Here is a 21365-nt window from a genome sequence, read left to right on the forward strand (position 1 = left end):
CCACTGGGATACGCAATGCGCCTCGTCGATAGCGAACAGAGCAATCGGGATGCGGTCGAGCAAGCCGAGGAAACGCCCGGTCAACAGACGCTCCGGCGCGACGTAGAGCATGTCCAGGTCGCCGGCGAGGAGCAGCTCCTCAACCTCGCGCTGGGTGGCCGAATCGAGGCTGGAGTTGAGGTAGCGGGCACGCACGCCGGCCTCGGTCAGTGCGTCGACCTGGTCCTGCATGAGGGCGATGAGCGGCGACACGACAATGCCCGTGCCGTGGCGCATCAGGGCGGGAATCTGGAAACACAGCGACTTGCCGCCGCCCGTAGGCATCAGGACGAGTGCGTCGCCGCCGTTGGCGACCTCCTCGACGATGGCCTGTTGCTGGCCGCGGAACTCGGGGTAACCAAAAACGGAATGAAGGAGATCGTGGGCCTGGGACTGCATGCCGCCATGCTAACAAACCGGGGCTTTCATCAGGATGCGCTGGCAGCTGAACGGGCTGTAGGCCTACGCCGATTTGGGACGAAAGCGATGTTCTTAATCGCCAAGTCGGCAGGTAATGAGCACGGGCCCGTTGTCCGCGGCTCGTCGATCGTTCGTGCCCTTCGGTGGAGAAGGTCTATGAAGCATCCGTGTCTTGCCGTGTCGTGCCTGGCCTGCGCCGTGCTCGGCAGCGCCCCGTGCATCCGTGCCGAAAGCGGCACCATCGTCTTCAGCGGTGCGATCGTCGAGCAGGCGTGCCCGCTGCGGCATGGCACCCTCGATTGTCCGTCCGGGCACCAGGTAGGTGCCGTCATCCGGCCGCTCGACATCGCGTCGGCACGGCGCCAGCTCCCCGCCGGCTTGTTCGCTTATGCGCTGGAGCGAGATCGCGCTGCCACCTGGCACGTCATCGACGTCACCTATCGCTGAAGTCGCACCGCGTCAGCCCCAGATGGCGCGGTCCAGGTCGTGGTCGAGCCCGAAGGCACTCATCGGCACACGGCCGTCCTTCACCGTCACGCCTTCCGCCTTGAGTCGCCGGCACTGCTCGCGAAAGCCTTGTGTGCCGGCAGGGATGCCGATCCGGCCGTCGGCTCGCAGTACCCGGTGCCAGGGAAGGTCGAGCCGGTTGGGCGCATCGCCCAGCACCCGGCCAATCAGGCGGGCGCGTCCCGGGTAGCCGGCACGAGCGGCAATGGCGCCGTAGCTGGCCACGCGGCCGCGCGGAATCGCCGCCACCGCTTCGATGATCCGTGTCGCGCGGAGCGCGCGGGCCTCATCGTCGTCGAGTTCATCCGTCATGGTCGTTTCGTGCATGTCTGGAAACGGCGGGGAGCGTACCATCGACTTTCCCCCGTGACGGACCTTACCCACAGCCATGCGACACTTCGAGGCCATCCGCTCCCATGTCGGCGGCGTCCACAAGCTCCGTCAGAACGAGCCCTACCTCATCAGCTTCGACCTGGAGTTGCCGGACGGCCGCCACCAGGGCATCTACCTGGCTGAGCTGGAAGATTCCGAAGGCCTGCGCTTCCTGCGCCTGTCGACCCCGATCGGCCCGCTGGCCGGCGTGGACGCGCGACGCTGCCTTCGTTTCAACTGGGAGCAGCGCACGGGTTACCTCGCCGAGGCGGACCTCGACGGCTCGCCTTATCTGCACCTGTGCGAGAACCGCCCTTACGATTACCTGGACGAGCGCGAACTCGCTCGCCTGATCGAAGAACTGGGCGCGACCGGCGACCAGCTCGAGCAGGTCGTCAACGGCGAGGCCGACGCCCTCTGAGTCAGAGGAACAGCCGGCTGAGTTTGACCAGGCCGTAACCGATACCCGCCGTGATCGGCAGGGTAAGGATCCAGGCCCAGACCATCCGCTCGACGACAGACCAGCGGATGGCGTTCCAGCGCTTTGCCGCGCCGACGCCCATGATCGACGCCGATACGTTGTGCGTGGTCGACACCGGCACGCCGAGCAGGGAAGCGGTGAGGATCACCGCGGCCGAACTGCCCTCGGCCGCGAAACCATTGATCGGATGCAGCTTGACCATCTTGTGGCCCAGCGTCTTGATGATGCGCCAGCCACCCCCAGCCGTGCCGGCGGCCATGGTGAGCGCGCAGACGACCTTGACCCAGACCGGAATCGGGAAGCCACCGGGCGCCGCCGGGTCGTGCGGGATACGCAGGAAGTGCAGGATCGTCGGCAGGTGGTCGAAGTGGCCGGCCGCCGTGGCACCGGCCAGGGCGAGGGCGATGATGCCCATGCTCTTCTGCGCGTCGTTCATGCCGTGGGACAGGCCCATCGCACTGGCCGAGACGATCTGTGCCTTGCCGAAGAAGCTGTTGACGAAGGGGGTGCGGCCGAAACGGCGCAGCGGGCCCTTGCGGCTGGAAAAGAAGCCGAGCAGCGCGTAGAGGCCGCCCATCAGCAGGTAGCCGATGACGAAACCGAGGAAGGGCGAGACGATCATCGGCAGGATGACCTTGGGCATGACGCCCTTGCCCAGCCACCAGTGCGCCCCGCCCTCCCACCAGATGATCGAGTGCAGGTTGCCGTCCGAGGCCGCCAGGGCCGCGCCRACCAGGCCGCCGACCAGGGCGTGGCTCGAGCTCGAGGGCAGGCCCATCCACCACGTGATGAGGTTCCAGATAGTGGCGCCCAGCAGCGCACTGATCAGCAGCTGCGAGCCCACGTCCACCACACCGGTATCGATGAGGCCCGAAGCGATTGTCGCCGCGACGGCCGTGCCCCAGAGGGCACCCGCGAGGTTCGTGACCGCCGCCAGCAGGACGGCCTGGCCGGGCGTGAGTACCTTGGTCGCGACGACGGTGGCGATGGAGTTCGCCGTGTCGTGGAAACCATTGATATAGGTGAACGCGAGGGCGATCAGGACGACCGCGATAACCATGCTCATGGGACCGCCGCCCTCAGGAGTTCTTGAGCACGATGGAATAGACGACGTTGCCGACGTCGCGGCACTTGTCCACGGCCTTCTCCACCAGCTCGAACAGATCCTTGGCGAGAATGGCCCGCAGCGGATCGGTGCCTACGGCGTAGAGCGTACGGTAGGGGTCGAGCAGGAGGCGGTCGGCCTCGGACTCCAGCGCCTGGAGCTGGTCGCGGAGCTTCTTCACCGGGTCGATCTTCAGGCCGTGGCGCAGCTGGCCGATCATGGCGACGACCACCTCGGCCGAACGCTCGAGCAGGGCCGCGCGCTGACCGAAATCGATGCCGTCCAGGCGCTCGGCGACAATCACGTAGCGTTCGGCGAACTTCTCGATGGTCTTCGGAATTTTGTACAGCGCGGAGTTCAGCGCCTCGATATCTTCACGATCCAGGGCGGTCACGAAGGTGTTGACCAGTTCCTCGCCGATCTGGCCATGCAAGGCCTTCTCGCGGGCGCGGGCCGTACTGAAAGCGGCCATCACGGGGTTACGGTCGGCCTGGGTAACCAGCTCATGCATCGCCTTGGCGCTTTCGCGGGCGGCTTCCGCGCTCGCCTCGAGCAGGCCATAGAACTTGTCGCCCTTACCGAACATCGTCTGGAGTGAAAACATGGGGTCGCCTGGAGGAACCTGGGGGATTTGTGACCGCAATGTTACCGGATAAGGAAATGTGGGAGCCGCTTCAGCGGCGAAAAGCCAACAAGGCGGTGATGCCAGCTCCCCCCAATCCCCAAACACCCCCGGTCTGATATATATCCCCCAATGTTCTCCGACATCCTGCTCGTCCTCGTCCTTTCCCTCGGCAACGCGTTCTTCGCGCTGTCCGAGATGTCCGTCGTTGCCTCACGCAAGAGCCGCCTCAAGCAGATGGCACGGACCAGCCGCCGGTCCGCGGCCGCGCTCCGCCTGGCCGAATCCCCGGAACGGTTCCTGTCGACCGTGCAGGTCGGCATGACCCTGATCATCCTGGTCACCGGCGCCGTGGCCGGCGACACGCTGGGCGCGCAGTTCACCGCCCTCCTCCATGACGGCGAGCCGGCCTGGCTGGAGCCGTACGCGAAGATCATCGGCTGGCTGCTAGGCTTCCTGCTGATGTCGCTGGTTCAGATCGTCATTGGCGAGCTGGTCCCCAAGCGTGCCGCACTGACCGCACCCGAGCGCATCGCCTCGCAGATCGCCGTGCCCATGCTGGTGATCTCCCGGATCACCCTGCCGATGGTCTGGCTGCTCAACCATCTCTCCAGCGGCATCCTGCACGTGCTCGGCCTGCGCCGCGGCGACGCCTCCGCCGCCACGGAAGAGGAGATCCGACTACTGGTGGCCGAAAGTGCCGAGCAGGGCATCCTCGACCTCGACGAACGCAACATGGTCAACCGCGTCCTCCGCCTGGGCGATCGTACGGTGGGCTCGGTGATGACCCCGCGGATGAAGATCGCGTGGCTCGACATGAATGCACCGCTGGAAGACAACCTCGAGGTGCTGCGCGAGACGCCGTTTTCGCGCTACCCGGTCTATCGCCGCGACGAGAGCGAGGTGGTCGGCACGGTAGAGGTGAAGTCACTGTTCGGCTCGATGCAGCGAGGCGAGGTGGACCTGTTCAAGCACCTCGCCCGTCCGCTTTTCGTGCCGGCGACCGCACGCGCGCTCGATCTGCTCGAATCCTTCCGCGACGCCGACACCCAGCTGGCACTGGCCGTGGACGAGTACGGCGACATCGAAGGCCTGGTCACGCTCAATGACCTCCTGTCCGCCGTGGTCGGTGCCACCGCACCCTCCACCGAGGACACCGCCCACGACGGCCCCATCGTCCGCCGCGAGGACGGCAGCTGGCTGGTCGACGGCAGCCTTCCCGCGGAAGATCTGCGCGAACTGCTGCAGATCGACCGCCTGCCTAACGAGGAAGAACACGATTTCCGGACCGCGGCAGGCATGGTCACGACCAATTTCKGGCACATCCCGCATGCCGGCGAGTCCTTCGTCTGGCAGGGGATCCGCTTCGAAGTCCTGGACATGGACGGCGCCCGCATCGACAAGCTGCTGGTCAGCGTTGTCGGCGCCAACGAGGCGCTTGCGCAGGAGCAGTAGGTGCGGATAGCCGCTGCGCGGCTTGTGTTTCCAGCGGCGTTGCCGCCTCACGCTCGTCGTTTCTGGTGAGTCACGGTCGGGTTGGCCCTTGGGGCTTGCCCCTCGCGGCTCTCAACGCTCCCGCAAGCGTGAGGCGGCGCAAGCCGCTGGTTACATGGGGCGCGCAGCGACCGTCCTTTCGCCGATGAATCGGCTCCTACAGTAGAGGGTCAGTCCTTTTTATGCGCGATGTCAGCCATGCGCTGGGCGTCGGCGAGGATGCCGTGGAGGATGCGGAGTTCACGCAGTTCGGGGCGCGCCCGGAGGAAGAGCTTGCGCAGCTTCAACATGATGGTGACCGGCGAACGGCCCTTGTGGAACTCGATGTCATCCAGGGTCTGCTCCAGATGGGTAAAGAATCGCTCGAGCTGCTCCGCGTCGGCCGGGACCTCGTCGGGGTCGATGTCGGCCACCGGTGCCTGTGCCTCATCAGCCAACAGGGCCGTGCGCAGCTCGTAGGCCACCACCTGCACCGCCTGGGAAAGATTCAGCGAGCTGAAATCGTCCACGCTGGGGATGCGGATCATGGCATGGCAGCGGGAGAGCTCGTCGTTCTCCAGGCCCGTCCGCTCGTTGCCGAACACCAGGGCGACCTGCTCGCCCCGACGGGCGGCGGCGAGGGCCTGGGCCACACCCTCGCGCGGATCGAGCTCGGGGATGTTCACCCCGCGGCGTCGCGCCGACAGGCCGAGGGCGAAGGTCGTGCCGGCCAGTCCCGCCACCAGATCGTCCTGGACGGACGCGTTGCCGAGCACATCGTCAGCGCCCGCCGCCAGCGCCGTGGCTTCCGGATCCGGGAACCGGTGGGGAGCCACCAGGGTCAACCGGTCGAAGCCCATGGTGCGGATGGCCCGCGCCGCCGAGCCGATATTGCCCGAATGGGAGGTGCGGACGAGGACGAAACGGAGACGATCGTTGAGCTCTGAGAGGGCCATGGCATCGGGGGGCTGAACGGGAGGACCGGAAAGTCTACAACGGCAATGACTTGGGTGAGCCGCAAGGCAGTGTTAAACTGCCCGACCGACGCGGCCCGACCGCGCTCACCTGTTCTTTTACCAAGTCGATCCCCATGCCCAGACCCGCCGTCAACGTTGCGGCGCGCGCCGCGCGCTCCGCAGGAAACATCATCCTGCGCTACATGAATCGCCTCGAGGGCCTCGCGGTCGTCGAAAAGCAGCGCATGGACTTCGCTTCCGAAGTCGATCGCCTCGCTGAAGCCGAGATCGTGAAGGAACTCCGTCGCGCCTACCCCACCCACGCCATCCTTGGCGAGGAATCGGGGCAGATCGGCAAGGGACCGTTGACCTGGGTCATCGATCCGCTCGACGGCACGCACAACTACCTGCGTGGCATCCCCCACTTCTGCGTCTCCATCGCCTTGGTCGAAAAGGGCGAGCCGGTCTACGGCGTGGTCTTCGACCCCCTGCGCGATGAGCTCTTCACCGCCAGCAAGGGCGACGGCGCCTACCTCAACGATCGCCGCATCCGCGTGGGCAAGCGTGAGGGCCTCGCCGGTGCGCTCATCGCCACCGGTTACCCGTATCGCGCCCGCAACCATCTCGAACCGCAGCTGGCGATGACGGCGGCCCTGCTCGCCGAGGCCGAAGACATCCGTCGTATGGGCTCGGCAGCGCTGGACCTGGCCTACGTGGCGTCCGGCCGCGTCGACGGCTTCTTCGAGCCGGCACTCAACATCTGGGACATCGCCGCGGGTGCCCTGCTGGTACGCGAAGCCGGCGGCATCTACGGCGACTTCGCCGGCCGCGAAGGCCTGCCCGAGAGTGGCAACATCATCGCCGGCAACATCAACGTCGCCAAAGCGATGACGGACGTGATCAAGGCCAACGCCACGGCGCGCTTGCTCGGGGTTTGATCCGACAAGCAATGTAGGCGATTGGCTCGCCTGGATGAGCGACTACGCCGAATGACCGACAACCAAAGCGCGCGCCCCGACAGGGCGCGCGCTTTGCGTTTGGGCTCCAGAAAAACAAGCTCGGCGAACGCCACGGCTCACTGTCGTCCTCAAGCTTGAACAGCCCTGGCGATCGCCTACAGGCGCCGGCTTGCCATCGGTCTAGCCTGTCGTCGTTGCGAACCGGACGTTCGCACGCATCCGCAACGACACAAGGACGACATGCCGTGCCAGGAAAACCCCTCACCCGCTGCACCCTCACCGTGGCGATCGCCATCGGCGCCCTCACCTTCGCCGCGCACGCCGCCGCCGAGGTCCGGACGATGATCGTCACGTCCGACCCGCAGTACCCCTGGACGGATCGCACGGACAGGGGCGCGCAGGAAAGCGACTACGAGCGCGACCAGCGTTCCGAAGCCCTCATCACCGAGCAGTACCGGAGCATCGCCGCTTTTCGGGCGCAACGACCCGGCGAGGACATTCCGGTGTTCATCAACGGCGATCTGACGGCCTACGGACATGGCGACCAACGCAGCGTCATGGCGAGGCTGCTGCCCATCCTCGGCGACAACGTACACCTTGGACTCGGCAACCACGATTACCAGAACAATATCCGCCGGGTAAACGATAAGGGCGAGACGCAAGGCTGCTACAACGACGGCTGCGCGCGCGACAGCATCGCTGACCTCGTTCAGCACGTGACGGATAAAGCCGCGAAGGTCGCCTTCGATTTTTCGGTGAAACCGGGTGTATTCAGCGCCCTTCACGAGGGCAGCCTCGCCTATGCGGTGCAAGCTCCTGGAATGGATCGCGTACTGAACATCCAGCTCAACAACTTCCCGGAGTACACGGTGACCTTCGAGTCGACTGAAGGACTCCGCGTGCAGCGCCACCAGATTGTTTCCTCCCTGCCGTGGCTAGGCAACCTCATCGAGAGCAAGCTGGAGAAGCCGGCCTTCGGAGACTGGAAGGATCGCGACTACGACTTCGCCATCGTCCACATGCACGACCCGACCGAGTACAGCGGCGACTTCGCGAGGCTGGTCACGAACGCCGACGTCGCCGCCATCTTCGCCGGTCATCTCCATGAGGACATGGGTCGCTATCGCAACATCGGCAGCGTCCCCGTCTTCCTCAGCGGTTCGGCATCGCAACGCACCTACCTCATCGTCGAACATGACACCGATGAGGGCGTGCTGAGGGTATACGGCGTGCGCGGAAACAATCCTGCGCTGAAGGAACTGATCGGCACCGTGCCAGTGCACCGAGATCGGTGATCGCCTCAGTCGTTCCTGAGCAGATTGCGCAGGAACGGCACCGTCACCCGTCGCTGCGCGGCGAGCGACGCGCGATCGAGCGTGTCGAGCAGATCGAGCAACGCGCCGAGGTCGCGGGCATGGTGCGCGAACAGCCAGTCGAGCACGCTGTCGTCCAGTTCAATGCCACGGCCGGCCGCGTGGTCGCGGAGCACCTGTCGCCGCTCGCCATCGGCCAACGGCTTCAGCAACGCCTGCGTGAGCGAGCCGAGCCGCGACCGAAGATCCGGCAAGGCGATATCCATCGAAGCGGGCGCACCGACGGAAGCAAACAGCAACGTGCAGCCATCGGCGCGATACCGGTTGAAGGTATCGAACAGCGCATGCTCGGCGTCGGCCTCTCCGGCGATGGAATCGACATCGTCGATAGCGAGCACATCGCTACCGGCCATGCCGCGAATGGCCGCTGCCCGGGGGCCACGCAGACCAGCCAGCGGCAGGTACTGCGCCGTGCGTCCCGCGTCGATGGCCGCCTGACAGGCTGCGATCAGCAGATGCGTGCGGCCGCTCCCCACCGGACCGGCGACGAAGACCCAGGGCGCCGCCGGATCGACGGCGGCGGCATGCACCGCCTCGACCGCCACGGCGTTTTCGCCCGCATGGAAGTGTTCGAATCGCTGGCGGCGCGGCCAGCGCAGCGCGAGAGGGAGCTGGGTCGTCATGGACCGCCGTCGCCCGGAATGGTGGGTTGGACCGGCTTCACTTTCACATCCACGTCCACATCGACATCGATGCGTTCCGGCTCGCTCACGGCGGCCGGCTCCGTGTAGAGATCGCTCTCGCGGTAACGCGCGAACACGTAGCGCATCAGTACCACGACGACCGACGCCGCCGGCAGAGCCAACAGCACGCCGAGGAAACCGAACAGGTGGCCGCCGGCGAGCACGGCGAAGATCACCGCCACCGGATGCAGGCCGATCTTGCTACCGACCAGGCGAGGCACCAGCACATAACCTTCGAGCAACTGGCCCACGGTGAACACACCTGCGACCAGGAGGACGTGGGTCCAGTCGCCGTATTGCACGAGAACGGCAATTATCGCGGCAACGAAGCCGATCATGAAACCCAGGTAAGGCACGAAGCTGAGCAGGCCGGCGACCATGCCGATCAAGGGACCGATCGAGATGCCGCACAGCGTGAGGCCGAGGCCATAGAACACGCCGAGCGCCAGCATCACCAACAGCTGACCACGAACGAAGGCGCCGAGCACCTGGTCCGACTCGCTCGAAAGACGCACCACGGTCGGCTCGATGGAGCGCGGTAGCAGGCGCTGGATATGCGCGATCATCGTGTCCCAGTCGCGCAGGAGATAGAACGCGACGACCGGGATCAGCACGAGGTTGGTCAACCACATGACGATGCCCATGCCGGACTGCGTCACCTTGGTCACCGCTGTCGCCAGCACGCTGCTCACCGAGCCGATGTGCTCCTTGATCGTCGCGATCAGGCGATCAGCGTCGAAGACGTCGGGGTCAAGGTGCAGGCGCTGCTGAATCCACGGCAAGGCCGTGCTCTTGGCCCATTCCACGTAACGCGGCAGGTTCTCGGCGAGGTTCTCGAACTGGTGCTGGATCAGCGGAACCAGAAGCAGCAGTGCGCCAATGACGACCAGCGCGATGACCGCGAAGACGATGCTGACCGCCCACGAGCGCCCCATGCCCAGGCGCTGCAGGCGATCGGCCAGCGGGTCGCCGAGGTAGGCGAGCATCGCGGCGACGGCGAAGGGCATGAGCACCGGCGCAAGCAGCCAGATCACGAAGATGATGACGGCGCCGATCGCAAGCATTTGCCAGCGGCGCGAAGTGTCGTGAGTCATGCGATTCCAGTTTCGACGTAGGGAAGACGCCGCCATCGTCCCGTGGCGGCGGTGACGCCATTGTCGCGGATCAGGGGATCCAGCGAACGGCGAGGTCGGCGCCGTCATGGGCGTCGGCGGCCAGAACGTGGCCTGCGGAGGCATAACCGGCGATCAGGCGGGCCAGCGGCGCCGTGGCACTCACCGTGAATAGCACGCCATCGGCGGTGGCCCCGACAGGAGCCACTGACTTCACCGAGGGGTCGCTCTGKAAGGTCGACAGCAGGCCGGCATAGTCGGCGGCCGAACGCAGGCCGGACACCCATACCTTGCCACTGGAGCTTCCGCCCTGGGCCGCCGTGAACTGGCGGTCCAGCTTGTCCGCCATGGCGTTGGCGCCGTTGGAGAGCAACGCCGCCCGCGCCTCACCGCTGTCCTTCCAGCTGGACGCGCGTCCCGCCGAGACCAGGGTCCAGTCGGTCTGGTCGCCGCCGACCTTGCCGATAAGGATCACGGCCGTGTTGTACTGGCGCGCCACGGTGGCGATCGCCGCGGCGTCGCCGCCGGCGATGGCGCTCGCATCAAGAGTGGAATCCGGCTTCGGCAGGACGATCTGGTAGCCGCGGGTGTCGGCCATCTGCGACAGCGGCAGGAGATCCTGCTGACCGAGGGTCTTGCCGCTCGCGTCGCGGGCAATCACCAGCACCGGCGGCTTCGGCGCCGCCGCGGCGGCATCGCCGACGGCCAGCACGCGGCGGATCGCGCCGGGGTCGAACACGATATCGAGGCTCAACGGCGCACCATTGGCCCCACCGGTGCGCGCGTACTGATACTGCTGGACCAGCCCACCGGGCTGCTTCATGGCGTCGGCATAACCCGGTTTGGACCGGGGATCCGCGCCATTCGAGGCCCGGGCGAGCACCTGGGTAAGGCCGTTGGCAAAGGCCTGGTCGCGCACCGCGGCGCTGGTATCGGCCACCGGCACCGTGACCGTATAGATCGCGGTCTGCGCCGCCGCCGTGCCGACGAAGGACAGCAGGAAGAGCATTAGGAAGGCGAGGAGACGGGCTGGGCGCATGGTTTTGGCGTCGCTTTGTGAAGACGGGGAGTCTGCCCAAACCTTGCCATGCCGTCCATCCAGACGGCGTGCAGGGCAAAGCCATGGGGCTGCTTGCTGTTATCATGCACGGTTTCCAATACGCGCCGGAATCGCTTATGTCCTCCGACCAGGGCTCCCTTACCTACCGCGACGCGGGTGTCGACATCGACGCCGGCAACGCCCTTGTCGAACGCATCAAGCCCATGGTCAAGCGGACCTTCCGCCCTGAAGTCATGGGCGGGCTCGGTGGTTTCGGCGGCCTGTTCGACCTCTCCGGGCGTTATAAAGAGCCGGTCCTCGTCTCGGGTACCGATGGCGTAGGCACCAAGCTCAAGCTCGCACAGAACCTGGGACGCCACGACACCATCGGTATCGACCTGGTGGGCATGTGCGTCAACGACGTGCTCGTGCAGGGCGCGGAGCCGCTGTTCTTCCTCGACTATTTCGCCACGGGCAAGCTCGACATCGATACCGCCGCCGCGGTCATCAGCGGCATCGCCCGCGGCTGCGAACTGGCCGGTTGCGCCCTCATCGGCGGCGAGACCGCGGAAATGCCGGACATGTACCCGCCGGGCGAGTACGACCTCGCCGGCTTCACCGTTGGCGCGGTGGAAAAGTCCGCCATGAACGATGGCTCGACCATCGTCGCCGGCGACGTCATCCTCGGCGTAGCCGCCTCCGGCCCGCATTCCAATGGCTACTCGCTGATCCGCAAGATCCTCGAGCGGGCCGGCTCCCCGCTCGATCTCGACATCGGCGGCGTGAAGCTGGGCGACGCCCTGATGGCGCCCACGACCATCTACGTGAAGCCGATCCTCGACCTGCTAACGAAAGTGGACGTGCACGGCATGGCCCACGTCACCGGTGGCGGCCTGAAAGAAAACATCATCCGCGTGGTGCCCGACGGCCTCGGCCTGACCATCGATGCCTCCTCGTGGCAGTTGCCGCCGGTATTCCAGTGGCTGCAACGCGAAGGCAACGTGGCCCGCGAAGAAATGTGGCGCACGTTCAACTGCGGCATCGGCTTCACCGTGCTGCTCGCCCAGGACCAGGTCGACGCCGCGAAGGCCGCGCTGGCCGCCCACGGTCTCGCCTCCTGGGCGATCGGCTCGGTCGTCGCCGCCAGCGGCGACGAGCGCGTCCACATCGCCTGATCCGCTCCGTGGATCGACCCTTGCGTGTCGCCGCGCTCGCTTCCGGGCGCGGCAGCAACCTCGCCGCGCTGATCGCTGCGCGGCTGCCGATTGAATTCGTGCTGGTGGGTAGCGACAAGGCCTCCGCTGGCGCACTCGCGGTGGCCGCAGAGTCCGGCATTCCCACCGTCGCACTGAACCCCCGTGACTACGCGACGCGTGCCGATTTCGATCGCGCGTTGTTCGGTCGTGTTGCCGATGCCGGTGCGGATCTCCTGGTCCTGGCCGGTTTCATGCGGATCATCGACGCGGGCGTTGTCGCCGACTGGGAAGGCCGTGCCATCAACGTGCATCCGTCGTTGCTGCCGAAGTATCGCGGCCTGCATACGCACCGCCGATGCCTCGAAGCCGGCGACGCCGAGCACGGTGCCAGCGTTCACTTCGTCACGGCGGAACTGGATGGTGGCCCGGTCGTGGCACAGGCGCGAATCCCCGTCGGCCAGGATGACACCGAGGCCTCACTGGCCACGCGGCTGCTTGTCGAAGAGCACCGGTTGCTGCCGGCCGTCGTCGGCGCGATCGCCAGCGGTCGTTTGCGGTGGGAAGGCGGGGCCGTCTTCGACGGCGACCCGCTGACCACTCCCCTGGACATCACCGAGCTCTTGTAGGAGCCGATTCATCGGCGATCCCGCGGCAGCGGGCCCGGTCATCGCAAGCACCCATTCGCCGATGAATCAGTTGCTACCGAGCTGGCCCGTCCGCGATCCCACATGCCCCACATTCAGGCGCCGCCGCTAAACTCGGAGGCATGAAGACGACTCCCCTGCTCCGCGCCGGCCTTGCGCTGGCCCTCGCCCTGCCTGTCGCCGCGTTCGCCGCGGATGTACCGCAGTCCTTCACCGCGACGTATCACGTGCTCCAGGGCGGCGATCCGCTCGGCGACGCGACCATCACCCTGAAGTCCGCCGGGAATGGCCAGTACGAGTACAGCAACCAGACCAAGGGTACGGGCGGCCTCGCGGCCATCGCAGGCGCCAACGTGACCGAGACCTCGCGTTTCGCCTGGTCCGGCAAGGTGCCTGCGGCGATCAGCTATCACTACGCGCTGGACTCCTCGTTCAAGAGCAAGACACGCGACCTGACCATCCAGGGCAACACGGTCCAGGTACAGGACACCAAGAAGAGCTATTCGTACGCCGCCGTGCCAAACATGGTCGAGCGCAACACGCTGCCGCTCGCGCTCGGCGTCGCACTGGCATCAGGCCAGCAGCAGGTCAGCTTCCCCGTGGCCGTGAAACAGGCCGTGGAGAACCAGTCGTTCAAGGTGTCGGGCAAGGAGAAGGTCACCGTCCCCGCCGGCTCGTTCGATGCCGTACGTGTGGACCGTGCCGATCAGGCCGCGAGCTTCAGCGCCTGGTATGTCCCGACGAAGTATCCGGTCCCGGTAAAGCTGGCGCAGAAAGACGGCGGCGACCTGACACTGGAGCTGGTGAGCTTCCAGGGCAAATAAAAAGACTCTCCACTCATTACCAGGGCTCGGGCGCTCGGCTTCGCGGGCTCGGCTTTGCCATCGCTCTCTACACTTGGGCGTCTCGCGGGGAGACCTTGGTGCCCACCCTCGCTGCTCAGACACGTCCTCCGCGTTCGACAAGGAAAGGCCGCTCACGCGGCCCACGTATCTATTTGGCCTACGGCCGCTCCACTTGTGCGGAACTCGCCTCGAGGGCGGACACCAAGGTCTCTCACGACGATACGGTCAGCTGGACGGAGAGCCGTTTGGGGCGGGTGTTGCCGCCGAAGCCGGCCGTTACGGCGGTCGTGCAGATACGTCATTCCCGGCGCGGCGAGCGTTTTCCTCGCCGCTGCGCTACCTAGCGCGGACGATCTCGGCGCGCTGGGGTCGACCGTTTGGCGATGCCGACGAGCCAGCAACCGAAGCGGCGCTGCTTCGTCGGCTCGACCCACACGAACCTCAGGGATGGGAAGAGCCTTCGGTGCCCACCCTCGAGGCGAGTTCCGCACAAGTGGAGCGGCCGTAGGCCAAATAAGTACATGGGCCGCGTTAGCGGCCTTTCCGGTACGAAACGCGGAGGACTGTCTGAGCAGCGAGGGTGGGCACCGAAGGCTCTGCGCCTCACCCCTCACGCAACCGGCGGCCGGCGCCGGCCTTTCCTTTAACCCGGCAGGCGACGGATCGTCGCGCCGAGTACGCCCAGCTTCTCTTCGATGTTCTCGTAGCCGCGATCGATGTGATACACGCGATCCACGGTCGTGTCGCCCTCGGCAACCAGGCCGGCGAGGACCAGGCAGGCGGACGCACGCAGGTCAGTGGCCATGATCGGGGCGCCGCTCATCTTCGGCACGCCGGTGATGATCGCCGTGTTGCCCTCGAGGCGGATATCCGCGCCCAGGCGCTGCAGCTCCAGGGCGTGCATGAAGCGGTTCTCGAATACCGTCTCGGTGATCACGCCCACGCCTTCCGCGATGCAGTTGAGCGCGGTGAACTGTGCCTGCATGTCGGTCGGGAACGCCGGGTAGGGCGCGGTGATGAGGTTGACGGCCTTCGGACGGCGCCCACCCATGTCGAGCTCGATCCAGTCCTTGCCCGTGCTGATGTGCGCGCCGGATTCTTCCAGCTTCTGCAGCACGGCATCCATGGTATCGGCGCGCGCACCACGTGCACGCACCTTGCCGCCGGTCATCGCGGCGCCGACCAGGAAGGTGCCCGTCTCGATGCGATCGGGCAGCACTTCGTAGTGCGCACCGTGCAGGCGTTCCACGCCTTCGACGATGAGCGTGGAGGTACCGATGCCGTCGATCTTCGCGCCCATCGCCAGCAGGCAGTGGGCGAGATCGACCACCTCCGGCTCCTGCGCAGCGTTTTCGATGATGGTGGTGCCCGAGGCCAGGGTAGCGGCCATGAGAATGTTCTCAGTGCCCGTGACGGTGACCATGTCCATGACGATGCGGGCGCCCTTCAGGCGGCCGGCCTTCGCCTTGATGAAGCCGTTCTCCACCGTGATTTCGGCACCGAGCGCCTGGAGTCCGCGAATGTGCTGGTCCACCGGCCGCGAGCCGATCGCGCAGCCTCCGGGCAACGAGACTTCGGCCTTACCGTAGCGCGCCACCAGCGGGCCCAGCACGAGGATCGACGCACGCATGGTGCGCACGAGGTCGTACGGTGCGACGCAGGAGTTTTCCGGGCGCGGGTCGATATGCATCTTCATGCGATCGTCCAGCACCACGCGCACGCCCATGCGGCCGAGCAGCTCGATAAAGGTCGTGACGTCGTGGAGATGCGGCACGTTGCCGATGCTTACCGGTTCGTCGGCGAGCAGGCAGGAAGCGAGAATGGGCAGTACGGCGTTCTTCGCACCGGAAATGCTCACATCACCCACGAGCGGGTTGCCGCCGGTGATCAGGATCTTGGCCATGGAATTCGAATACCTGGAAAGGGAGGTCGTACGAAGGGCGTCGCGGCGCGCGTCAGCGGCGGCCGGCGGCCTCTTCGGGAGTAAGGGTCTTCAGGCCCAGGGCGTGGATGGCACCGCCCATGAGGTCGCCTAGCGTGGCGTAAACAAGGCGGTGACGGGCCAGCGGCAACTTGCCGGCGAACTGTTCCGAGATGACATCGGCCTCGAAGTGCACGCCGTCGTCGCCGCGAACGTTCACCAGGGCGCCGGGCAGGCCGGCTTCGATCAATGCCTGGATGCGGGCAGCGTCCATGGATTCTCCGTTGGAAGGGGGTCGTCGAACCGCAGGGTTCCGAAACGGACCCTGAACCATCGTTCGATGGCGGCGACGATAAAATGAGAATATGTAATGGTAATGGAAATCCGGTGTCGCAGAAATGGACATCCCGGGTCAAACGCCCCCACCCGGACCCCCGAGGCCGCATGAATGCCCGCACCGCACCGCCTCTCGATCACCCGCTAGTGAACGCCGACATCGTCGTCCGCAGCGCGCGCACCGTGATCGTCACCGAGGCGGCGGCCATCCGCGCCCTGGAAGACAAGGTCGATGCGTCATTCGTGGCCGCCTGTCAGATGATCCTGGCCTGCAAGGGCCGCGTGGTCGTCTCCGGCATGGGCAAAAGCGGGCACATCGCCCGCAAGATTGCCGCCACACTGGCTTCCACGGGAACGCCGTCATTCTTCGTCCACCCCGGCGAGGCCAGCCACGGCGACCTCGGCATGATCCAGCCGGACGACATCCTTCTGGGAATCTCCTACTCCGGCGAGACTGACGAACTCCTCTTCATTCTTCCGGCGATCAAGCGCCAGGGCATTCGGCTGATCGCGATCACGGGCAACCCGAAGTCGTCGCTGGCCAGACAGGCCGACATCAACATCGATGGCAGCGTGAGTTCCGAGGCCTGCCCGCACGGCCTTGCCCCCACCGCCAGCACCACGGCGGCGCTGGTCATGGGCGACGCGCTCGCGGTGGCCCTGCTCGAAGCCCGCGGATTCACGCCGGACGATTTCGCCCGCTCGCATCCCGCCGGCAGTCTCGGCCGTCGCCTGCTCCTGCACATCGCGGATGTCATGCACTCGGGTGACGATGTCCCCCGTGTGCATCTGGGTGCCACTCTCAGCGAAGCGCTCGTCGAGATGAGCCGAAAGCACCTGGGCATGACCGCCGTGGTCGACGACGACGGTGTCCTCCATGGTGTCTTCACCGACGGCGACCTTCGCCGCTGCCTCGACGACGATGGCATCGACCTCCGTAACGCCACGGTCGCCCAGTTGATGACAAGCGGGCCGAAAACCATCGGTTCGGACAAGCTCGCCGTGGAAGCCGCGCAGCTGATGGAAAAGCACCAGATCAACGCGCTGCTGGTCACCGATGCCGACGGGCGTGTGGTCGGCGCACTGAACATCCACGACCTGCTCCGCGCCCGCGTCGTCTGACGCCAATTAACCAGAAGCCCATGCCCTACACGCATTACACCGAGATTCCCGCCGACATCGCCGAGCGCGCCGCCCGAGTACGCGTGGTCGTTTTCGACGTGGACGGGACGCTCACCGACGGTCGCCTGTGGTACGCCGAAGACGGTCGCGAAACCAAGGTTTTCCATGTGCACGACGGCCTGGGCCTGAAGCGCCTGCAGGAAAACGGCATCAAGGTCGCCATCATCACCGCCCGGATCAGTCACCCGGTGTCGCTGCGCGCGGAAGAACTCGGCATCCAGCACGTTTACCAGGGCCAGAAGGACAAGCGCGCCTGCCTGACCGAACTGCTGGACGCGCTACGGCTTGCACCCGAGCAATCCGCCTTCGTCGGTGACGACCTGCCCGACCTGGCCGCCATGCGCATCTGCGGGCTGGCCGTGGCCGTGGCCAACGCGCACCCCTGGGTGGCCGAGCATGCCCACGTCCGCACCCGCCTGTCCGGTGGTTATGGCGCCGCCCGTGAAGTGGCCGACCTGATCCTCGCCGCCCAGGGCAAGGCCGAAGCCGAGCGGGATCGCTGGCTGTGAGCCTGATGCTCCTGTTCAAGGACCGCAGCGCCGCGGGCGTCGCCGGCGTGCTCGCCGTGGCACTCGGCGCGAGCGTGCTGCTCTATTACTGGGTCGCGCCCGACAAGAAGGTCGACGACTTCGTCGGCCCGCCGCGTTCGGGCTACACGTTGACCAACTTCAATCTCGACTCCTACAACGACTTCGGCCAGCCGGCCTTCAAGTTGATCGCGCCTCACCTGGAGCGCCGCGAGGACGACGAGTCGCTATACATCAATGCGCCCGATTTCGTCCTGCCACCAACCAAGGACCTGACGGCGCCGCCGTGGAAAGGGCATTCGCAATACGGCTGGGTGAACAAGGACGGCAGCCTGCTGAAGCTGCAAGGCAAGGTCCACATGGACCGCGTCGCCTTCGGGCAGACCCCTCCGGCGAGCATCGACACCTCCGAAGTCACGGCCTGGCCCAAGGAGAATCGCCTGGAGACGGCCGAGGCAGCCCGGATCGTTCAGGGAGCCTCTACAATGGATGGCGTTGGCATGCGCGCCAATCTCGATACCAAGCATTTGGAGCTTCTCGATGCAGTCCACACCGTCTATCCGCCGCGCAAGCGCTAAGGCCCTCTTCGCGGTGCTCGGCGTGGCGCTCGTCACGAGCCTGCCCGCTGTCGCCAAGAAGTCCGATCGCGACCAGCCGACCAACGTCACGTCGACGTCGTTCGACGGCACCCAGCAGCAGGCGAACAGCACGCAGCCGGGCAAGGTGATCTGGACCGGCAATGTGGTGCTCACGCAGGGCACGCTGAAGATCACCGGCAGCAAGGCCACCGGCTTCCTCGACGCAGACAACCAGATCACCCGTGTCATCGTCGACGGCAGCCCGGCCACCGTCCAGCAGCTGGACGAGCAGGACCTGCTGATGCGCGGCCATGCCAGCAACATCGACTACAAGCCGGACGACGGTTCCAATAACAGCGGCAACGGCATCGCCGTGCTGACCGGCAAAGCGCATGTGGACAAGCAGACCGACACGACCGACAAGAGCAAGCTCAACCAGAGCGACGGCGACAAGATCACCTACAACACGACCAACAGCACGATGACGGGCGAAAGCAATGGCCCGGAGCCCGTGCACATGACGTTCCAGCCGAAGAATCCGCCGCCCGGCGCGGCTCCGGCAACGCCGGCCGCGACGCCGCCGGCCGCGAAACCGACCCCACCGAAGAAGCCCTGACCCGATGCTTTCAGCCCAAGGCCTCCAGAAGCGCTTTCGCGCGCGCCAGGTAGTCCGCGATTTCGCTTTCTCGATCCGCGAGGGTGAGGTGGTCGGACTGCTCGGCCCMAACGGCGCCGGCAAGACCACCTGCTTCTACATGGTGGTCGGCCTCATCCAGGCCGACGCCGGCGTGATCAAGCTCGACAACCAGGACATCACTGGCCTGCCCATGCATGCCCGGGCCAAGCTCGGCATCGGCTACCTGCCCCAGGAAGCCTCGGTATTCCGCCGCCTGAGCGTCTCGGACAACATCCTGGCCGTGCTCGAACTGCGCGACAACATGACCGCCCGGCAGCGCGAAGAGGAGCTGGAAAGCCTGCTCGACGAGCTGAAGATCGCCCACATCGCCGAGCAGAAGGGCATCAGTCTCTCCGGCGGCGAGCGTCGCCGCGTGGAGATCGCCCGCGCCCTGGCAGCCCGCCCGCGCTACATGCTGCTGGACGAGCCCTTTGCCGGCGTCGATCCGATTTCGGTCGGCGAGATCCAGCGCATCGTCCGCCACCTGAAGGAACGCGGCATCGGCGTGCTCATCACCGATCACAACGTACGTGAGACGCTCGGCATCTGCGACCGCGCGTACATCCTCAATGACGGCGAAGTCCTCGCCCGGGGTACGCCGCAGCACATCCTTGCCGACGAAAAAGTGCGCGAGGTGTATCTGGGYCGTGAATTCCGTATCTGACACACTTGAGTTTCGGCCGGTGGGCATAGCTCGCCGGAACGCTGGTTTGGGAAGGTCGCAAAGGGTTACGATGGATTCGGCACCTAACGCATCGAAGGCATGAAACCCGGACTCCAGTTTCGCCTGCATCAGCAGCTCACGCTGACGCCCCAACTACAGCAGGCTATCCGCCTGCTCCAGTTGTCGCAGCTGGAGCTTGAGGCCGAACTCCGCCAGATCGCGGAAAGCAATCCGCTGCTCGAGTTCGCCGAGGATGCGGAAGCCGAGCCCGAATTGCCCGAAGAAGGCGACTACGACGGCCCGGACTTTCCGGCGCGCGACGAGGTCCCTGTCAAAGCGTCCAAATCCGAGGAAGAATCGACGGTCACGCCGTCCGAGGAGCTCGCTCCCGAGTGGGACGACGACCGCTTCCACGGCGAGGCTGGCGACTATGCCGGCGCTCCTTCGCGGTCTGGTGGTGGCGACGAAGAGGGCTTCGAACCTCAGAATGCCGCCCCGGAAAGCCTCCAGCAGCATCTGGAATGGCAGCTCAATCTCTCCCAGTTTTCGCCGCGCGACCACGCCATCGCCACGGCGATCATCCATGCGCTGGATGAAGACGGCTACCTTCGCGACGGCGTCGAAGCGGTGGAAGCCGCCCTGCCCGCCGAGTTGAATGCCAGCGCGGAGGAAATCGAACGCGTGCGCCAGCGTGTGCAGCGTTTCGATCCCACCGGCATCGCCAGCCTGGATCTGCGCGACTGCCTGCTCTGCCAGCTGTCGCAGTTCTCCCTCGAAACGCCGCATCGCGACCTCGCCATCCGTGTGGTCAGCGACGAGCTCGAACTGCTGGCACGTAACGACGCCGCCAAGATCGCCCGCCGGCTGAAGGCCGCCGAGGAAGACGTGGCGGCCGCCGCCGCCCTGATCCGCAGCCTCGATCCGCGCCCCGGCTCGGCGCTGGACGCCACGCCGGTCGAGTACGTCGCCCCGGATGTCTACGCGCGCCGTGAGAACGGCCGCTGGCAGGTCAGCCTCAATCCCGACGCCCAGCCCCGGCTGGGCCTCAACCAGCACTACTGCAACCTGATCGCCCGCGCCCGTGGCGACGACGCCACCTGGATGAAGGGTCAGCTGCAGGAGGCCCGCTGGCTGCTGAAGAGCCTGCAGTCGCGCGCCGAGACCCTGACCAAGGTGGCCGACGTGATCGTGCGCCGGCAGAGTGCCTTCCTCGACTACGGCCCGGAAGCGATGCATCCGCTGGTGCTGCGCGAGGTGGCCGAGGAGGTCGGCATGCACGAATCGACAATTTCACGGGTCACTACGCGCAAGTACATGCACACGCCGCGCGGTACCTTCGAACTGAAGCACTTCTTCTCCAGTGGCGTGGCCACGGAGGACGGCGGCAGCGCCTCGGCCACCGCGATCCAGGCCATGCTCCGCAAGCTCATCACAGGCGAGGACGCACGGCGCCCGCTGTCCGACCAGGCCCTGGCCGAGGAACTTCATCGACGCGGAATTCAGGTGGCCCGCCGTACGGTGGCCAAGTACCGGGAAGCCCTGCGCATCCCCAGTTCCAGCGAACGTGTCCGCGCCAGTTGAGGCGCGGGGAACCCTCACGGAGGTCCACGGTCACACTGTTTCAGGCTTGAGGAACGGCACTCCGTCGTTCCGCA

At 66.0% G+C, this 21365-nt stretch carries 24 protein-coding genes; 14 read left to right on the plus strand and 10 right to left on the minus strand.

What is annotated here, in order from left to right; translation table 11 throughout:
• On the minus strand, positions 1-438 hold a 438-nt coding region (locus AC1DSN_RS04310; protein WP_477329709.1), incomplete at its 3' end, for a DEAD/DEAH box helicase.
• A gap of 177 nt (positions 439-615) precedes the next feature.
• On the opposite strand from AC1DSN_RS04310, the gene AC1DSN_RS04315 reads away from it, so the two are divergent.
• Positions 616-906 (plus strand): hypothetical protein, encoded by a 291-nt coding sequence (locus AC1DSN_RS04315; protein WP_477296235.1) that lies wholly within the window; start codon positions 616-618, stop codon positions 904-906.
• A 12-nt stretch (positions 907-918) separates the two neighbouring features.
• Here AC1DSN_RS04315 and AC1DSN_RS04320 read toward each other — a convergent pair whose 3' ends face one another.
• Positions 919-1278: an MGMT family protein gene (locus tag AC1DSN_RS04320; RefSeq protein ID WP_046967019.1), complete on the minus strand. Its 360-nt coding sequence runs from the start codon at positions 1276-1278 to the stop codon at positions 919-921.
• Positions 1279-1354: 76 nt separating this feature from the next.
• On the opposite strand from AC1DSN_RS04320, the gene AC1DSN_RS04325 reads away from it, so the two are divergent.
• On the plus strand, positions 1355-1759 hold the full coding sequence (locus tag AC1DSN_RS04325) for a hypothetical protein (protein ID WP_046966983.1): 405 nt from the start codon (positions 1355-1357) through the stop codon (positions 1757-1759).
• A 1-nt stretch (position 1760) separates the two neighbouring features.
• On the opposite strand, the gene AC1DSN_RS04330 is transcribed toward AC1DSN_RS04325, so the two are convergent.
• Together AC1DSN_RS04330 and AC1DSN_RS04335 are read right to left on the minus strand one after the other, a co-directional pair.
• Positions 1761-2885: an inorganic phosphate transporter gene (locus tag AC1DSN_RS04330; RefSeq protein ID WP_213950050.1), complete on the minus strand. Its 1125-nt coding sequence runs from the start codon at positions 2883-2885 to the stop codon at positions 1761-1763.
• Positions 2886-2898: 13 nt separating this feature from the next.
• Complete coding sequence (locus AC1DSN_RS04335; protein WP_063574362.1) at positions 2899-3528, minus strand: DUF47 domain-containing protein; 630 nt, start codon at positions 3526-3528, stop codon at positions 2899-2901.
• A gap of 150 nt (positions 3529-3678) precedes the next feature.
• On the opposite strand from AC1DSN_RS04335, the gene AC1DSN_RS04340 reads away from it, so the two are divergent.
• Positions 3679-5001, plus strand: a complete 1323-nt coding sequence (locus AC1DSN_RS04340) for a hemolysin family protein (RefSeq protein WP_477329711.1) — start codon at positions 3679-3681, stop codon at positions 4999-5001.
• Between the two features lie 209 nt (positions 5002-5210).
• Here AC1DSN_RS04340 and AC1DSN_RS04345 read toward each other — a convergent pair whose 3' ends face one another.
• The gene (locus tag AC1DSN_RS04345; protein ID WP_213950052.1) at positions 5211-5975 is read right to left on the minus strand and encodes an RNA methyltransferase; all 765 of its coding nucleotides are present in this window, start codon (positions 5973-5975) and stop codon (positions 5211-5213) included.
• A gap of 134 nt (positions 5976-6109) precedes the next feature.
• Between AC1DSN_RS04345 and AC1DSN_RS04350 the strand changes: the two genes are divergently transcribed.
• On the plus strand, positions 6110-6913 hold the full coding sequence (locus AC1DSN_RS04350; protein WP_063572998.1) for an inositol monophosphatase family protein: 804 nt from the start codon (positions 6110-6112) through the stop codon (positions 6911-6913).
• 266 nt (positions 6914-7179) lie between these two features.
• Positions 7180-8229, plus strand: a complete 1050-nt coding sequence (locus AC1DSN_RS04355; RefSeq protein ID WP_477296167.1) for a metallophosphoesterase — start codon at positions 7180-7182, stop codon at positions 8227-8229.
• A 5-nt stretch (positions 8230-8234) separates the two neighbouring features.
• On the opposite strand, the gene hda is transcribed toward AC1DSN_RS04355, so the two are convergent.
• The 3 genes from hda to AC1DSN_RS04370 form a co-directional block, all read right to left on the minus strand.
• On the minus strand, positions 8235-8930 hold the full coding sequence (gene hda / locus AC1DSN_RS04360) for a DnaA regulatory inactivator Hda (protein WP_213950054.1): 696 nt from the start codon (positions 8928-8930) through the stop codon (positions 8235-8237).
• Positions 8927-10084, minus strand: a complete 1158-nt coding sequence (locus AC1DSN_RS04365; protein ID WP_477296166.1) for an AI-2E family transporter — start codon at positions 10082-10084, stop codon at positions 8927-8929. Before AC1DSN_RS04365 ends, hda begins: the two co-directional genes overlap by 4 nt.
• A gap of 70 nt (positions 10085-10154) precedes the next feature.
• Positions 10155-11141, minus strand: a complete 987-nt coding sequence (locus tag AC1DSN_RS04370; protein WP_477329714.1) for a DUF2066 domain-containing protein — start codon at positions 11139-11141, stop codon at positions 10155-10157.
• Between the two features lie 137 nt (positions 11142-11278).
• On the opposite strand from AC1DSN_RS04370, the gene purM reads away from it, so the two are divergent.
• The 3 genes from purM to AC1DSN_RS04385 all read left to right on the plus strand — a co-directional run bounded on the left by purM (position 11279) and on the right by AC1DSN_RS04385 (position 13805).
• Positions 11279-12316 (plus strand): phosphoribosylformylglycinamidine cyclo-ligase, encoded by a 1038-nt coding sequence (gene purM, locus AC1DSN_RS04375; RefSeq protein WP_477296164.1) that lies wholly within the window; start codon positions 11279-11281, stop codon positions 12314-12316.
• Positions 12317-12324: 8 nt separating this feature from the next.
• Positions 12325-12963, plus strand: a complete 639-nt coding sequence (gene purN, locus AC1DSN_RS04380; protein ID WP_477296163.1) for a phosphoribosylglycinamide formyltransferase — start codon at positions 12325-12327, stop codon at positions 12961-12963.
• Positions 12964-13103: 140 nt separating this feature from the next.
• A complete protein-coding gene (locus tag AC1DSN_RS04385; protein WP_477296162.1) occupies positions 13104-13805 on the plus strand; it encodes a DUF3108 domain-containing protein in 702 nt (233 codons plus the stop codon).
• A 664-nt stretch (positions 13806-14469) separates the two neighbouring features.
• Here AC1DSN_RS04385 and murA read toward each other — a convergent pair.
• Together murA and AC1DSN_RS04395 are read right to left on the minus strand one after the other, a co-directional pair.
• Positions 14470-15729: a UDP-N-acetylglucosamine 1-carboxyvinyltransferase gene (gene murA / locus AC1DSN_RS04390; protein ID WP_063573707.1), complete on the minus strand. Its 1260-nt coding sequence runs from the start codon at positions 15727-15729 to the stop codon at positions 14470-14472.
• Positions 15730-15781: 52 nt separating this feature from the next.
• On the minus strand, positions 15782-16021 hold the full coding sequence (locus tag AC1DSN_RS04395) for a BolA family protein (protein WP_063573706.1): 240 nt from the start codon (positions 16019-16021) through the stop codon (positions 15782-15784).
• 170 nt (positions 16022-16191) lie between these two features.
• Between AC1DSN_RS04395 and AC1DSN_RS04400 the strand changes: the two genes are divergently transcribed.
• The 6 genes from AC1DSN_RS04400 to AC1DSN_RS04425 all read left to right on the plus strand — a co-directional run bounded on the left by AC1DSN_RS04400 (position 16192) and on the right by AC1DSN_RS04425 (position 21291).
• Positions 16192-17205, plus strand: coding sequence for a KpsF/GutQ family sugar-phosphate isomerase (locus AC1DSN_RS04400; protein WP_477329716.1), 1014 nt, complete (start codon positions 16192-16194; stop codon positions 17203-17205).
• A 20-nt stretch (positions 17206-17225) separates the two neighbouring features.
• Positions 17226-17774 carry a KdsC family phosphatase gene (locus tag AC1DSN_RS04405; protein ID WP_477297031.1) on the plus strand — a complete coding sequence of 183 codons (549 nt, stop codon included), beginning with the start codon at positions 17226-17228 and terminating at the stop codon, positions 17772-17774.
• Between the two features lie 5 nt (positions 17775-17779).
• A complete protein-coding gene (gene lptC / locus AC1DSN_RS04410; RefSeq protein ID WP_477329726.1) occupies positions 17780-18370 on the plus strand; it encodes an LPS export ABC transporter periplasmic protein LptC in 591 nt (196 codons plus the stop codon).
• Positions 18333-18986, plus strand: coding sequence for a lipopolysaccharide transport periplasmic protein LptA (lptA, locus tag AC1DSN_RS04415; protein WP_063572633.1), 654 nt, complete (start codon positions 18333-18335; stop codon positions 18984-18986). Before lptC ends, lptA begins: the two co-directional genes overlap by 38 nt.
• Before the next feature lie 4 nt (positions 18987-18990).
• Positions 18991-19710: an LPS export ABC transporter ATP-binding protein gene (gene lptB, locus AC1DSN_RS04420; protein WP_063572632.1), complete on the plus strand. Its 720-nt coding sequence runs from the start codon at positions 18991-18993 to the stop codon at positions 19708-19710.
• Between the two features lie 99 nt (positions 19711-19809).
• On the plus strand, positions 19810-21291 hold the full coding sequence (locus tag AC1DSN_RS04425; RefSeq protein ID WP_477297032.1) for an RNA polymerase factor sigma-54: 1482 nt from the start codon (positions 19810-19812) through the stop codon (positions 21289-21291).
• Positions 21292-21365 lie beyond the last annotated feature (74 nt).

Source organism: Luteibacter sp. P4_D7_3, from assembly GCF_056401735.1.